Origin of the sequence: Hydrogenimonas sp., assembly GCF_029932565.1 — a bacterium.
Lineage (GTDB): Bacteria > Campylobacterota > Campylobacteria > Campylobacterales > Hydrogenimonadaceae > Hydrogenimonas.
Genome location: NZ_JAOZPV010000047.1, coordinates 1 through 14,144 on the forward strand (window position 1 = coordinate 1; position 14,144 = coordinate 14,144).

The following is a 14,144-nucleotide window of genomic DNA, read 5'->3' on the forward strand; positions in this document are numbered from 1 at the left end:
GAAGTAAAAAGACCGTCAGGGTCGGCGAATTTGATAACGAGAAGTTTTTGATTGCTTGAGATAACAGAGAGGAGTATGGCGCGGTGGACGAGACTCGAACTCGCGACCCCCGCCGTGACAGGGCGGTATTCTAACCAACTGAACTACCACCGCACCGATATTGAAAAGTGGTGGTCGCTAGTGGACTCGAACCACTGGCATCCACCTTGTAAGGGTGGCGCTCTACCAACTGAGCTAAGCGACCGTTTTTTAAATGGCGACCCCTAGAGGATTTGAACCTCTGTGACCACCTTGAAAAGATGGCATCCTTGGCCACTAGATGAAGGGGTCGTAACGACCCTTACAACCAAACGTGGTGACCCGTGTTGGATTCGAACCTGAGAAGCGTCAGGAAAACGCAAACTGCTTTGCGTTTTTAGCTTCGCAAGCCGATTCGATGTGCGCCTGCGCACCCGAAGACGGCGTAAGAGCGTGAAGCTTTACACTTTCATCGTCCGATCAACCGTGATCGATGGTGACCCGTGTTGGATTCGAACCAACGGCCCATTCCTTAAAAGGGAATTGCTCTACCAGCTGAGCTAACGGGTCGACCCGCGTCTGCAACGGCTTGCAAACGTGAGCGAAATTATAGGAAAAAACAGCTTTCTTGTCAAGAGATTTCTGCCTCGATGTTAAAAAAGATCCTCTGCCGCTATCTGAAAGAGCAGTTTGTAGGCATAGAGCATGCTCTGTTTCTGAATATAGTTGCGATCTCCTTCGAAATGGAGCTGTTCCACAATGGTATGTGTGTCGCTTTTCGCACCGATAAATACGGTGCCGACAGGCTTTTGCGGTGTGCCTCCGCCGGGTCCTGCGATGCCGCTGACCGCCAATGCGTAGTCAGCCTGTGCGATCTCCTGTGCACCGGTCAGCATCTGTTCGACACACTGCTCACTGACCGCGCCATATCTTTCCAGAATCTCTTTTTCGACACCGAGCCACCCCGCTTTGAGTGTATTCGAGTAGGTGACCAGTGAACCTCGGAATATTTCAGACGATCCGGCCTCGCTTGTGAGTTGCGAGGCGACCAGACCGCCCGTGCAGCTCTCGGCGAACGTAACGGTTTTATTTGACTGGGAAAGCCTATGGATCAGGTAGGCGAAAATATTGGTCGATTCGATTACCTTTCCCGAAAGCAGCTGGTTGACGCTTTTGAGAAAATTTCCAAGTTGTCCATACTTTTTACTGATACACTCCACCTGCAGCCAGCCCGGAGTCAGCTGTGTGATGACAACTTCGATCTCATGGCTTTTGGCAAGAGGGTCCAGCAGGATGAGGGCACTCTCCTCATCGACGTTGAAGAGATGGATGACCCCTTCTCTTTCCCGATGTTCGATAAGAAACATCGGCAGTGTGTAGCCGGGTTCCGCCAATGTGACATTGATCATACAGCCGTTGAACTGAACCAGAAAGCTATTGTCATCGTATATCTCGCTTTTTGACGGAATCAGCAGGTTTTCTTTGAGAATCAGAGTGTCGTCGATCATCGTGGCGAGCAGTTTGCTGATCGGTGTGAATGCGTGTCTGTTCGCGACGATGACGAGATTGCCGCCCATTTCGATCTGCTGTTGCAGAAGCGTGACATTGTCGCTGCTCGTCTCCGGAAGTTTCGTGATCTGTTCCAGAAAACCGAGATGTCCGAGTTCCCGTTCGATGTACTCCATGAACGGCTGATTGAGATAGAGATTTTTCCCGATAATGATGAGACGATTTTTCATGATCCTATTTCCTGTTTTGGCCGTTTTCTTCCCGAAACCGGTTCGATCGGGGACGATTTCCTAACATAATATATGCGGGAAACGCATCTGTACAGAGAGCGATGGAACAGGCGTGCCGAACTGCTCACAATTTGGGCTATTATAGCGAAATCAGCACATTTTAATTACCTTTTGACTATAATCAACCAATTTTTATCCGGAGCGATGAATGGACTACAAGTCGACACTGAATCTTCCCAAGACCGATTTCCCGATGCGTGGAAATCTTCCACAAAATGAACCGAAACGTTACAGCAGATGGTTCGAAGAGGGAGTCTATGCACGTATGAAGGCGAACCGAGAAGGGGCAGAACACTTCACGCTGCATGACGGTCCTCCCTATGCGAACGGCAAAATCCATATCGGTCATGCACTGAACAAGGTATTGAAAGATATCATCGTCAAAGACAACTATTTCCAGGGGAGAGCTGTCCGTTTCACACCGGGCTGGGACTGCCACGGCCTGCCGATCGAGCAGCAGGTGGAAAAGAAGCTCGGGAAAGCAAAAAAAGAGCAGCTTCCGAAAACCAAAATCCGCCAGCTCTGCCGGGAGCATGCGGCAAAATTCGTCGAAGTGCAGAAAGAGGGGTTCAAGTCGCTGGGCGTCATCGCCGACTGGGAGAACCCTTATATCACGATGGATTACCGTTTCGAGGCCAATATCTACCGGACACTCTGCCATGTGGCTGCGAAGGGACTGCTGGTCGAGCGGAACAAGCCGGTCTACTGGAGCTGGGCGGAGCGGACGGCGCTGGCGGAAGCCGAGGTGGAGTACGAGGAGAAAGAGGATTTCTCCATCTATGTGGCATTTGAATTGAGCGACAAAGCGAAGCAGAAACTGGGCCATCCCGAAGCCGCCGCCATCATCATCTGGACCACGACGCCCTGGACGCTTCCCGCCAACGTCGGGATCAGCCTCAATCCGAACGAAATGTACGTGCTGACGAAAGACGGATATATCGTGGCCGAGAAACTCTTCGACGATCTGGTCGAAAGCGGTGTCGTCGAAGGGCCGATCGAGATGCGCATACCGGCGCGGGATCTGGAGGGTGAGATTGGCATCAACCCCCTCAACGGCCGTCCTTCGCGTATTGTGCTGGGCGAGCATGTCGTCATGGAAAACGGTACCGGGGCCGTTCATACGGCACCGGGGCACGGCGAGGACGACTACCGTGTCGGGCTCGTCAACGAGCTCGACGTGATCATGCCGGTCGACGAAGAGGGGCGGTTCGACGAAACCGTTGTGCGCCAGGGGCTGCTTCCCGATGCGGAGCGTTTTGTCGGGAAACATATTTTCGAAGCGAACGAAGAGATTCTGAAACTTCTGGGCAAAGCGCTGCTGAAGGTTGAAAAATTCGTTCACAGCTATCCGCACTGCTGGCGCAGCCACACGCCGCTCATTTTTCGTGCGACGAAGCAGTGGTTCATCAGTGTCGACGGCAAACCGGAAGGGGAAGAGAAGAGCCTGCGGGAGATCGCGCTGGAAGAGATAGAGAAGACAAAATTCTATCCCGAATGGGGGCGCAACCGTCTCAATTCGATGGTCGAGGGGCGTCCCGACTGGTGTATCAGCCGTCAACGCGACTGGGGTGTACCGATCGCCTTCTTCCGAAACAGGAAGACAGGTGAGGTGATCCTGGACGAAAAGGTGCTCAACTTCATCGCGATGATTTTCGAGATGAAAGGGTGCGACGCCTGGTACGAGATGCCGGTCGAAGAGCTTCTCTACCCGGGCAGCGGATACGATCCGAACGATCTCGAAAAGGTGATGGACATTCTCGATGTATGGTTCGACAGCGGCTCCACCTGGTATGCCGTCCTCAAGTCGCGCAACTACGACGCGGGAAAATTCCCTGCCGATCTCTATCTCGAAGGGAGCGACCAGCATCGCGGCTGGTTCCAGAGTTCCCTGCTGCTGGGATGCGCCGTCGAGCACAAAGCGCCCTACAGAGCGATTCTGACGCATGGATTCACCGTCGACGAAAAGGGCGAAAAGATGTCGAAGTCCAAAGGCAACGTCGTCGCACCTGACGAGGTAGCCAAGAAGTACGGCAGCGAAATACTGCGTCTGTGGGTCGCGATGAGCGAGTACAAGAGCGACCTGAAGATCAGTGACGCCATTTTGAAGCAGGTGGCGGAGAATTACCGGAAAATCCGCAATACTTTCCGTTTCCTGCTTGCCAATGTCAACGATCTGGAAAAGCTCGTTCCGGTTGAAGAGATGGGCGAACTGGACCGATGGATCGTAGGGAAGGCGGGAGAAGTTTTCGCTGCGATGCGGAACTCTTTCGACGAGTACGATTTTTCCAAAGGGTTCCATCAGCTGAACAACTTTCTGACCAACGAGCTGAGCGGTATCTATCTGGATATTACGAAGGACAGGCTCTACTGTGACGAAAAAGATGGATGGACGAGACGATCGAGCCAGAGTGCGATGGCGATGATCGCGAAAACCCTGCTCCCGCTCGTTGCGCCCGTCCTGACCTATACGGGCGACGAACTGCTTGAGTATGCCCCCGCCGTCATCAAAGGCGAGGCGAATGACGTCTTCGACCTGGTCTACAGCCCGCTTCCGGAGATCGGGAGCAGTATGGACGAAAGCTACATGGTATCGGCCCGTGAAGCCTTTTTCGAGATTGTCGACCGGCTCAAAAAAGAGGGGGTGATCAAACAGACGCTCGAACTCGGACTCGTAACGGAGAGTGAAAAGCTCGACCTTCTCAGCGAAAAGGATGCCGAAGACTGGTTTGTCGTCAGTGAAATCACCCGGCAGAGTGTGAGTGAAACGCTGGGCGAATTCGAAGTGGATGGCGATGCGTTCATCATCGTCAGAGCAGGTGGGCACAAGTGTCCGAGATGCTGGCGATTCGCAGCCGAGAAGGAAGACGAGCTCTGTGACCGCTGTGCCAGGGTACTGAATGTTTGATATGGGCCAGCCGGTCTCCTGGCAAGTGATTGTCGGTACGATCGCGGCGATTTTTGCGGTGACGGGGATTGGAATCTATTTTGTCAAACGGTGTGTTAAACAAACGGGTACGAAGGTGAGAAAGTGAGAAAGTTGGAACATTCGGGATACTCCCACCCTTTCACCAGCCGCGATGCGGCGATCGCATCCTTTCACCTCTTACATGAAGGAGAGACAATTTGATAACTTTGAAGGAAGCGTTGAAATTGCCCGGAGAGGAAGTGGCGGCCCTGCGGGACGATTTGAAAACGAAGGTCGAAGAGAAAAAAGAGCTGAACGCCTATATCGCTCTGGACGAAGCCGGTGAGGGCGTGCCTCTGCTGATCAAGGACAACATTCAGGTGAAAGGGTGGAACGTCACGGCAGCCAGCAATATTCTGCAGGGATATGTTGCCCCTTATGACGCCACCGTCATCACCAAAATCAAAGCGGCGGGTCTGGCACCCTTCGGCCGGGCCAATATGGACGAATTTGCCATGGGCAGCTCCACCGAGAGCAGCTTTTATGGCAAAACCCTCAATCCCCACGATCCGGAGCGCGTGCCCGGCGGTTCGTCGGGCGGTTCGGCCGCGGCGGTGGGTGCGGGTGTCGCCATCGCGGCACTCGGCAGCGATACGGGTGGCTCTATCCGGCAGCCTGCGGCATTCTGTGGCATCGTCGGTATGAAACCGACCTATGGCCGTGTCAGCCGTTGGGGCCTCGGTGCCTACAGTTCGAGCCTCGATCAGATTGGGCCGATGACACAGAATGTCGAAGACGCCGCGATCCTTTACGATATCATCAGCGGTCACGATACCCGTGACAGTACCAGTGCCGATATCGGGTATACGCCGGTGACCCCCAATCTGAATCCCGACAGGAAACTGAAAATCGCCGTCATCGACAACTATATCAAAGATGCGAGTCCCGAGGTCCAGGCAGCCTATGAAACAGCTGTCAAAGCGTTGGAAGCCGAGGGGCATACGATCCTTCATAAGGAGATGATGGGGGCAAAATACGATATTGCCGCCTACTATATCATCGCCACCGCCGAAGCGAGTGCGAATTTGAGTCGTTATGACGGCATTCGCTATGGAAACCGTGCCGATACTCCGAATGATTTGAAAGAGCTCTATCTGCGAACACGCAGTGAAGGGTTCGGTGAAGAGGTGAAACGCCGCATTCTGCTAGGTAGTTTCGTACTCTCATCCGGTTACTACGACGCCTATTACCTCAAAGCCCAGAAGGTTCGCCATCTGATCAAAGATGAGTTCGAAGCGGTATTTGACGAAGCGGATCTTATTTTGAGTCCCGTCGCTCCGACGCCGGCATTCCGGTTTGGCGAAATGGCCGATCCGCTCCAGATGTATCTGAGCGACGCCTATACAATCGGCATCAATCTCGCAGGGCTTCCGGCGATCAGTCTTCCGGTCCAAAAAACCGATGACGGTCTGCCTGTCGGGCTTCAGCTGATTGGAAAACATTTCGATGAACAGACGCTGTTCGACGGGGCATTGAGCCTTGAACGTGCGGTCGCTTACGAGAAATAAGAAGGAGACAATTGATGAGAATTAGAAAACGCGCCCTGACATTCGAAGATGTATTGCTGGTTCCCAAACATTCGACCGTTCTGCCCAAAGAGGTCGATCTTTCGACACAGCTGACCAAAAATATCCGCCTCAACATTCCGATCGTCTCCGCGGCGATGGATACGGTGACGGAGTTTCGCGCCGCGATTGCGATGGCACGACTTGGCGGTATCGGTATCATTCACAAAAACATGGATACACAGACACAGGTCAAACAGATCAAGAAAGTCAAAAAGAGCGAGTCGGGCATCATTATCGATCCGGTCTTTATCCATCCGGAGCAGCTGATCGGCGAAGCGGAAGCGATCATGCGCGAATATCGAATCTCCGGTGTGCCGGTCGTCGATGAAAATATGAAGCTGCTCGGTATTCTGACCAATCGGGACATGCGTTTCGAAACCGATATGAGCAAAAAGGTCAAGGATGTCATGACCAAAATGCCGCTCATCACAGCAGAAAAAGGGATTTCGCTCGACGAAGCGGCCGATATCATGCATGAGAACAAGATCGAAAAGTTGCCATTGATTGACAAAAATGGGATTCTCGAAGGGCTTGTGACGATCAAAGATATCAAAAAACGCAAAGAGTATCCCAATGCCTGCAAAGATGAGTTTGGACGGCTGCGTGTCGGGGCGGCTATCGGTGTCGGACAGATCGACCGGGCACGGGCGCTGGCGGAAGCGGGCGCGGATGTTCTGGTCCTCGATTCGGCCCACGGCCATTCGCAGGGCATCATCGATACGCTCGAAGCGTTGAAAAAAGAGCTGGATATCGACATCATTGCGGGTAATATCGCGACGAGCGAAGCGGCGGAAGATCTGATCAAAGCGGGTGCCGATGCGATCAAAGTCGGTATCGGACCCGGATCGATCTGTACCACCCGGATTGTCGCCGGTGTGGGTGTGCCGCAAATCAGTGCTATCGACGAGTGTGCACAGGTGGGTCACAAATACGGTATACCGGTGATCGCAGATGGTGGTATCAAATACTCCGGCGATGTGGCCAAAGCGCTGGCTGTCGGCGCCAGTACCATCATGGCGGGTTCGATTCTCGCCGGTACCGAAGAGAGCCCGGGCGAAACCATCATGTATCAGGGCCGTCAGTACAAGAGCTACCGTGGCATGGGCAGTATCGGCGCGATGACGAAAGGGAGTACCGACCGCTATTTCCAGGAGGGGACCGCCGCCGACAAACTGGTTCCCGAAGGAATCGAAGGGCGCGTACCGTATCGCGGGCGCATTGCCGATGTCATCCACCAGCTCACAGGCGGCCTGCGCTCCTCGATGGGGTACTGCGGCAGCAAGGACATCCCGACTTTTTGGGAACGCGCCGAGTTTGTCGAAATCACCAGCGCAGGTCTCAAAGAGAGCCATGTGCACGATGTTATGATTACGAAAGAGGCGCCGAATTATCACATATAGAAAGTGAAGTGAGAAAGTGAGAGTGTGGGATCGCCGCTTCGCGGCTGGTGGGAAAGTGAGAAAAGAAAGCTCTCACCCTCTTACCTTCCCACCCTCTTACCTAAAAATCCAAAGGATTTTTCCATGAAACAGCAGACCCTCGCCCTTCATGCCGGTTACGAAAAAGATACGCAGGGCACGATGGTTGTGCCGATCTATCAGACGACGGCATATGAGTTTCGCGATGTGGAACATGCCGCCGATCTCTTTGCGCTCAGGGAACTGGGCAATATCTATACGCGTCTCAACAATCCGACGACCGATGTCTTCGAAAAGCGTTTTGCCGAGATGGAGAGCGGCGAAGCGGCGCTCGCAACGGCAAGCGGTATGGCGGCGATCTTCTATGCCATCGCCAATGCGGCCGAAGCGGGCGACAATATCGTCTGCGCGACGCAGCTGTATGGCGGTACACTGACACAGGCAGCCCATACGCTCAGACGGTTCGGCATCGAGGCACGCTTTTTCAATGTCCATATGCCGGAGCAGATCGAATCGCTGATCGACGACAAAACGAAGGTGGTCTTTTTTGAAACGTTGACCAACCCGAGTATCGATGTGGCTGATATTGAAGCGATCGTCGAGATTGCGGACAAATACAATATTCTGACGGTTGTGGACAATACGGTTGCCACACCGATCCTCTGCCAGCCTCTGAAACATGGCGTCGATATCGTCGTCCACAGCGCCAGCAAATATACGACGGGGCAGGGACTTGCCATCGGCGGTATACTGGTGGAGAGAAAAGGGCTCGTCGACAAGATTCGGGGCAATCCCCGATATCCCCAGTTCAACGAGCCCGATGCGAGTTATCATGGTCTGGTTTACGTGGATCTGCCTCTCCCGGTCTATACACTGCGTGCGCGATTGAGCCTTCTGCGCGATCTGGGGGCCGTGGTCGCACCGTTCAACAGCTGGCTCTTCATCCAGGGGCTCGAGACGCTGCCGATCCGGATGCCGGTCCATTCCCGTAATGCACAGAAAGTGGCAGAGTTCCTCGTTCGGCATCCCGGAGTCGTGAAGGTCAACTATCCCGGACTTGAAAGCGATCCGAACCATAAGATGGCGATGAAATATTTCAAAGATAGTATGTGCAGCGGTCTTTTGAGTTTCGAAGTCGAAGATTTCGACACGGCCAAACAGATTGTGGACAGAACGAAAATCTTTTCGCTTGTCGTCAATATCGGTGACAGCAAAAGCATCATCACCCATCCGGCGAGTACGACCCATCAGCAGCTCAGTGAAGCGGAGATGGAAGCGTGCGGTGTAAAACCGGGTCTTATCCGACTCAGCATCGGGCTTGAGGATCCCGACGATCTGATCGACGATCTGAAACAGGCGCTTGAATGATAGTCGATAGTCGGTGGTCGATGGTGAAAATACCGAAAGGTTATCGGTTTGAAACTTGAAACCAAAAAAGAGCTCTTTACCAATCCGCTCTATCTTGAGAGCGGACGGATATTGGAGCCGTACGAGCTTGTCTACGAGACATACGGCGAACTGAACGAGGAGAGGAACAATGCCATACTCATTACCCATGCGCTCAGCGGCAGCCACCATGCCGCCGGCCTTTATGAGAATGACAGGAAGCCGGGCTGGTGGGATGGTCTGATCGGAGACGGGAAAGCAGTCGATACGACGAAGTTTTTCGTCATCTGTGTCAATGTGATCGGCAGCTGTTACGGCTCGACGGGGCCGATGTCACAGATGTATCCGAACGAGGAGCGCTATCGTCTGCGTTTCCCCGTCATCACGGTCAAGGATATGGTCAAGGCCCAGCGCATTCTTCTCAACCGTATCGGCATCGACAAGCTTCATGCGATCATCGGTGGTTCGATGGGGGGTATGCAGGCACTCCGTTTTGCCGTCGAATTTCCGGGTTTTGCCAAACATACAATCGTGATGGCGGCGACTCATGCGACACGTCCATGGGTTATCGCTTTCAACAAGGTCGTTCAGGAAGCGATTGTCAAAGACCCGAAGTTCAAGAATGGCAATTACGATCCGGAGGATTTCAAAGAAGACGGTTTTACAGGGCTTGCTGTCGGCCGGATGGCAGGACATATCAGTTATCTGAGCCCTGAATCGATGGATAAAAAATTTGGCCGCAGCTATGTAGAGACAGACGGCCTGTTCGAACTTTTCGGAAAGTTCCAGATCGAGCGCTATCTGGAATACAATGGATACGGCTTCAGCAAATGGTTCGATCCACTCAGTTACCTCTATATTACCAAAGCGATCAACATTTTCGACATTTCCCGGGGATACGATACACTGGACGAAGCTTTGGGCCGCATCCGGACCGATCTGCACCTGATCTCGTTCCGGCGCGATCTGCTTTTTATGCCCGAGGAGATGAAAGAGATCGAGATTGTCATGAAGGCGCAGGGGCAGGGTGGACTGGTCAGCTACCGGGAGATCGACAGCGACTATGGGCATGACGCTTTTTTGGTGGAGTTGGATAAGTTCAGCGACTATGTCGCCGATGTCATCGGAAAGTGAGATTGTGAGATTGTGAGACTGTCTTCTTACATTCATTCTCACAAAGCCGCGCAGCGGCGATCCCATACTCTCACACGCTAACGAGTAAAGGAAGAATTTGGAAAAATTGGATTTTGAAACCAAAGTGGAAGCGGCGAAAAAGATCATGGAGCAGCTGATGGATCCGGAGATACCGTTGGAAAAGAGTGTGAAACTCTATAAAGAGGGAATGGAACTGTTGAAAGAGGCCGGCAAAATACTCGAGGAGGCGAAAATCGAAGTCGAAACGATCGAGAAAGAGGAGATCGATTCGGAGGAGCTGAAATGATCAATCTGGCAGCACTTCAAATGCCGACCCAGGGAATGGATCCAAAGTCGCTCGAGCACTATTTCAAAACGGCCAAAGCCAAAGAGGCGAAACTGATACTGCTGGGAGAGTATGTCCTCAACCACTTTTTCAAAGAGCTCGAAAAGATGCCGGTCAACATGATCAAAGATCAGAGCGACCATCATCTGGCAATGATCAAGGAGTTGAGCAGAACGTATGAAATGGTGGTGGTTGCACCGATCGTTCTAGTGAAAAACAGGAAGTGTTACAAAGCCGTCGTCAAAGTAACGCCGAAAAGTACCCACACCTATTACCAGCAGATACTCATCGATTACGGCCACTGGGACGAAGCGAAATTTTTCGCCAACGAAATCAAACCTCTCGAAGATCCGCTGGTATTTACTCATGAAGGGGTCCGTTTTGGAGTCATAGGAGGATTCGAACTCCATTTCAACCATTTTTTCGACCGGCTCAACGCCCGGGATGTCGATGTGTTGCTTCTGCCGACTGCAGCCACGTTCGAATCGCACAACCGATGGCGGGAGATACTGAAAACCCGTGCTTTTTTGCACAACATCTATATTCTGCGTGCCAATCGGGTGGGTGAATATCTGGACAAGAGTATCAAGTGGAAATTCTACGGCGATTCGATGCTCGTAACTCCGACGGGCGAGGTCGAAAATCTTCTGGAAGACAAAGAGTCGTTGATGGTCGTAACCGTTGAACGCAAAGAGGTACGGGAAGCCAAACGGATCTGGGGTTTCGAAAAGCAGCTGAAAAAACGATATTAGGATATAATCTCCGCAGTTTGCATTGGAGTATCGAAATCATGGAAAAGTACTACCACTATTTCAACCGTCAGGTCATGCTGTGGGGAGAGGAGACCCAGGCGAAACTGCAGAAGAAAAAGATTGCGATCGTGGGATCGGGCGGTTTGGGAAGTTCCCTTTTGATCGCTTTGAGCTCCAGCGGTATCGGGCAGATCGACCTGATCGATTTCGACGTAGTCTCCACCCACAATATCCATCGACAGATCGCATTTGCCGTGGGGGACGAGGGGAAATACAAAGCCGAAGTGGCCGCACGGCTCGCCGAGAGCCGCTGTCCTTATGTGAAGGTAACTCCCTATCTCATGCGTTTCGAGGAGTTTGCCGAAGAGTCACGCTCCTACGACCTGATACTTGACGCCACTGACAACCTGCCGAGCCGGGCCCAGATCGACGCCTATGCCAAACGCATCGGCTGTCCCTGGGTCTACGGCTCTGTCGAAGCGTTCAACGGACAGGTCTGTTTTATCGAACGGAGCAGTTTCGACGCGTTCAAAATCATGGATCGTGAACCAGCGGGGATCGCCGCACCGATCGTCATGCATATCGCATCCCTGCAGGCGAATCTTGCGCTGCGCTATCTGGTAGGTCAATCTGTCAAAAAAGATTTGCTCTACTATCTCTATTTCAATGACGAAGGTGAACTGATTACACAGAAATTCAACATGCCCGTTTGACGGCGATTGTGGTATTATTGGGAGAATCCAAAAAAGGTTGTCCCGATGTACTATCCCGAGTTTCCTCCCGATTGCAAATCACTGCTTTGCAAATATCTGTCCCCTGAAATTTACGCATCACTGAAAGAGAAAAAGACCCGTTATGGCTTCACACTGGAGCAGCTCATCCGTTCCGGCGTAAAGAATGTCGACAGCGGTATCGGCGTCTACGCCGGGGATGAAGAGAGTTACGAACTCTTCGCACCGCTTCTGAATCCGATTATTCGTGAGTACCACGGTTTCGGTCCTGAAGACCGACATATCAGCGACATGGACCCGTCGCATCTGCGAGCGGAGAACCCCGACCCGGAAGAAAAATACATTCTCTCCACCCGGATTCGCGTAGGGCGGAATCTGCACTGCTTTCCGCTTGGACCAAACCTGGCTCGAAGAGAGCGGCTCATCGTCGAGTGTATGGTGTCCGATGCGCTGAAGGCGCTTGACGGAGAGCTGGCAGGGGAGTACTACCCCCTACTCGGAATGGACGAGGCAACGAAGCGGCAGCTTATCGAAGACCATTTCCTTTTCAAAGAGGGGGACCGCTTTCTCGAAGCGGCGGGGCTCAACCGTGACTGGCCCGAAGGACGGGGTATTTTCCATAACCGTGAGAAGACCTTTTTGGTCTGGGTCAATGAAGAGGATGAACTGCGGATCATTTCGATGCAGCCGGGGGGTGACATCCAGGCCGTCTTTGCGCGGCTGGCCAAAGCGGTGGAGGAGTTGCAGAAGCAGCTCACTTTCGCCTTCAGCGAGCGGCTGGGATACATTACCAGCTGTCCCACCAATCTGGGGACAGCGATGCGTGCGAGCGTACATATAAAACTCCCCAGGCTCGGTGCGAAGATGGAGGCGTTCAAAGCGATCACCGACCGCTACGATCTGCAGATCCGCGGCATCCACGGTGAACACAGCGAGAGCGAGGGTGGTGTCTACGACATAAGCAACAAACGACGGCTGGGGATCACGGAAGTGCAGGCAGTGCAGCAGATGGCCGACGGTGTCGTGGCATTGATCGAAGCGGAGAAAAAGCTCTAGAACCTATCTCAAAAATCCACCGGTCATGGCCGGCCCCATGACCGGAATCAAATGACGAACGATAAAGAGCGAATGGCGAAAATCAGACCATGATCCCCTTGATGACGTAGAAAATGATGGCCGAGAGTACCGCTGCCGCAGGAACGGTGATGATCCATGCCGCGACGATCTTTTTGACGGCGTTGCGCTGAACATATTTTGTTTTGTAGACGCTTTTGAGTGTCTTGCTCTCTTTTTTGATATGTTTTTCGTACTCTCCGATCAGTTCGAAAAGGTGCACGATACGCTCGTAATCCTGCTGCGTCTTGATCTCTTTCGCCTCGAGGGAATCCAACTCTTTTTTAAAGGCTTCGAGTTTGCTCTTCAGCTCTTCGAGTTTCTCTTTCTCCTCTCTGATGCGGTATTCGAGTCGTTGGGTTCTGTCCAGATATTCACGCAGGAAACCGACGCCGAAAACGCCGCCGAGTGCGATATGTGTGGAGCTGACCGGTAGCCCTAGCTGGGAGGCTATGATAACGGTAATGGCGGCGGCCAGTGCGATGGAGAAGGCGCGAATCTGATCGAGCTCGGTGATTTCACTGCCAACCGTTTTGATCAGTTTCGGGCCGTAGAGTGCCAGACCCAGGGAGATACCCACCGCGCCGATGACCATAACCCACAGCGGAATGGCCGCTTTGGTCGAAACAGTAGCGTGGGCGAGTGCGTCGTAGATACCGGCAAGGGGACCCACGGCGTTGGCCACGTCGTTGGCGCCATGTGCGAAACTGAGCAGGGCAGCGGCAAAAATGAGAGGTATTGTGAAGAGTCGATTGACGCTCTCTCTTTCGTTGTTGAGAGTATGGCCATATTTCGAGATAGCCATTTTGACGAGGATGAAAATAATGATCGCCCCAATGAGACCGATTCCCGCCGCTGCCGGGAAGCCCAGTTTGATGACCTTTTTGATCCCTTTGAGAATCAGGTATGTGACG

General features: G+C 52.8%; 12 protein-coding genes and 4 tRNA genes. 10 read left to right on the top strand and 6 right to left on the bottom strand.

Annotated elements, in window-relative coordinates; genetic code table 11:
- Nucleotides 1-76 precede the first annotated feature (76 nt).
- From Q1K24_RS06590 to Q1K24_RS06610, 5 genes are all read right to left on the bottom strand, one after another.
- A tRNA-Asp gene (locus tag Q1K24_RS06590) sits at nt 77-153 on the bottom strand.
- Between the two features lie 15 nt (nt 154-168).
- Nucleotides 169-244, bottom strand: a tRNA-Val gene (locus Q1K24_RS06595).
- A 10-nt stretch (nt 245-254) separates the two neighbouring features.
- A tRNA-Glu gene (locus tag Q1K24_RS06600) sits at nt 255-330 on the bottom strand.
- Between the two features lie 182 nt (nt 331-512).
- Nucleotides 513-588: transfer RNA gene (locus Q1K24_RS06605), tRNA-Lys, on the bottom strand.
- Between the two features lie 83 nt (nt 589-671).
- Nucleotides 672-1,757: a CinA family protein gene (locus tag Q1K24_RS06610; RefSeq protein ID WP_300367793.1), complete on the bottom strand. Its 1,086-nt coding sequence runs from the start codon at nt 1,755-1,757 to the stop codon at nt 672-674.
- 208 nt (nt 1,758-1,965) lie between these two features.
- On the opposite strand from Q1K24_RS06610, the gene ileS reads away from it, so the two are divergent.
- From ileS to Q1K24_RS06660, 10 genes are all read left to right on the top strand, one after another.
- Entirely contained in the window at nt 1,966-4,722 is a 2,757-nt protein-coding gene (gene ileS / locus Q1K24_RS06615) for an isoleucine--tRNA ligase (RefSeq protein ID WP_300367796.1), read from the top strand.
- Nucleotides 4,715-4,849 (top strand): hypothetical protein, encoded by a 135-nt coding sequence (locus Q1K24_RS06620; protein ID WP_300367799.1) that lies wholly within the window; start codon nt 4,715-4,717, stop codon nt 4,847-4,849. The genes ileS and Q1K24_RS06620 overlap by 8 nt, the downstream gene beginning before the upstream one ends.
- A 91-nt stretch (nt 4,850-4,940) precedes the next feature.
- The gene (gatA, locus tag Q1K24_RS06625; RefSeq protein WP_300367802.1) at nt 4,941-6,290 is read left to right on the top strand and encodes an Asp-tRNA(Asn)/Glu-tRNA(Gln) amidotransferase subunit GatA; all 1,350 of its coding nucleotides are present in this window, start codon (nt 4,941-4,943) and stop codon (nt 6,288-6,290) included.
- Nucleotides 6,291-6,304: 14 nt separating this feature from the next.
- Nucleotides 6,305-7,750 carry an IMP dehydrogenase gene (gene guaB, locus Q1K24_RS06630; protein WP_300367805.1) on the top strand — a complete coding sequence of 482 codons (1,446 nt, stop codon included), beginning with the start codon at nt 6,305-6,307 and terminating at the stop codon, nt 7,748-7,750.
- 123 nt (nt 7,751-7,873) lie between these two features.
- Nucleotides 7,874-9,136 (top strand): O-acetylhomoserine aminocarboxypropyltransferase/cysteine synthase family protein, encoded by a 1,263-nt coding sequence (locus tag Q1K24_RS06635; RefSeq protein ID WP_300367808.1) that lies wholly within the window; start codon nt 7,874-7,876, stop codon nt 9,134-9,136.
- 48 nt (nt 9,137-9,184) lie between these two features.
- Complete coding sequence (locus tag Q1K24_RS06640; protein ID WP_300367811.1) at nt 9,185-10,288, top strand: homoserine O-acetyltransferase; 1,104 nt, start codon at nt 9,185-9,187, stop codon at nt 10,286-10,288.
- 97 nt (nt 10,289-10,385) lie between these two features.
- Entirely contained in the window at nt 10,386-10,595 is a 210-nt protein-coding gene (xseB, locus tag Q1K24_RS06645) for an exodeoxyribonuclease VII small subunit (RefSeq protein ID WP_300367814.1), read from the top strand.
- Entirely contained in the window at nt 10,592-11,386 is a 795-nt protein-coding gene (locus tag Q1K24_RS06650) for a carbon-nitrogen hydrolase family protein (protein ID WP_300367817.1), read from the top strand. Before xseB ends, Q1K24_RS06650 begins: the two co-directional genes overlap by 4 nt.
- Nucleotides 11,387-11,424: 38 nt before the next feature.
- Nucleotides 11,425-12,099: a ThiF family adenylyltransferase gene (locus Q1K24_RS06655; RefSeq protein WP_300367820.1), complete on the top strand. Its 675-nt coding sequence runs from the start codon at nt 11,425-11,427 to the stop codon at nt 12,097-12,099.
- 45 nt (nt 12,100-12,144) lie between these two features.
- Entirely contained in the window at nt 12,145-13,173 is a 1,029-nt protein-coding gene (locus Q1K24_RS06660) for a phosphagen kinase (RefSeq protein ID WP_300367823.1), read from the top strand.
- A gap of 82 nt (nt 13,174-13,255) precedes the next feature.
- Here Q1K24_RS06660 and Q1K24_RS06665 read toward each other — a convergent pair.
- Nucleotides 13,256-14,144 (bottom strand): inorganic phosphate transporter (locus tag Q1K24_RS06665; RefSeq protein WP_300367826.1); only part of this gene is annotated, 889 nt, incomplete at its 5' end.

Excerpts from the sequence above, each read along its gene's own strand:
- Q1K24_RS06610 (WP_300367793.1), bottom strand. The coding sequence starts at position 1,757 with ATGAAAAATCGTCTCATCATTATCGGGAAAAATCTCTATCTCAATCAG.
- ileS (WP_300367796.1), top strand. The coding sequence starts at position 1,966 with ATGGACTACAAGTCGACACTGAATCTTCCCAAGACCGATTTCCCGATG.
- Q1K24_RS06620 (WP_300367799.1), top strand. The coding sequence starts at position 4,715 with ATGTTTGATATGGGCCAGCCGGTCTCCTGGCAAGTGATTGTCGGTACG.
- guaB (WP_300367805.1), top strand. The coding sequence starts at position 6,305 with ATGAGAATTAGAAAACGCGCCCTGACATTCGAAGATGTATTGCTGGTT.
- Q1K24_RS06635 (WP_300367808.1), top strand. The coding sequence starts at position 7,874 with ATGAAACAGCAGACCCTCGCCCTTCATGCCGGTTACGAAAAAGATACG.
- Q1K24_RS06650 (WP_300367817.1), top strand. The coding sequence starts at position 10,592 with ATGATCAATCTGGCAGCACTTCAAATGCCGACCCAGGGAATGGATCCA.
- Q1K24_RS06655 (WP_300367820.1), top strand. The coding sequence starts at position 11,425 with ATGGAAAAGTACTACCACTATTTCAACCGTCAGGTCATGCTGTGGGGA.
- Q1K24_RS06660 (WP_300367823.1), top strand. The coding sequence starts at position 12,145 with ATGTACTATCCCGAGTTTCCTCCCGATTGCAAATCACTGCTTTGCAAA.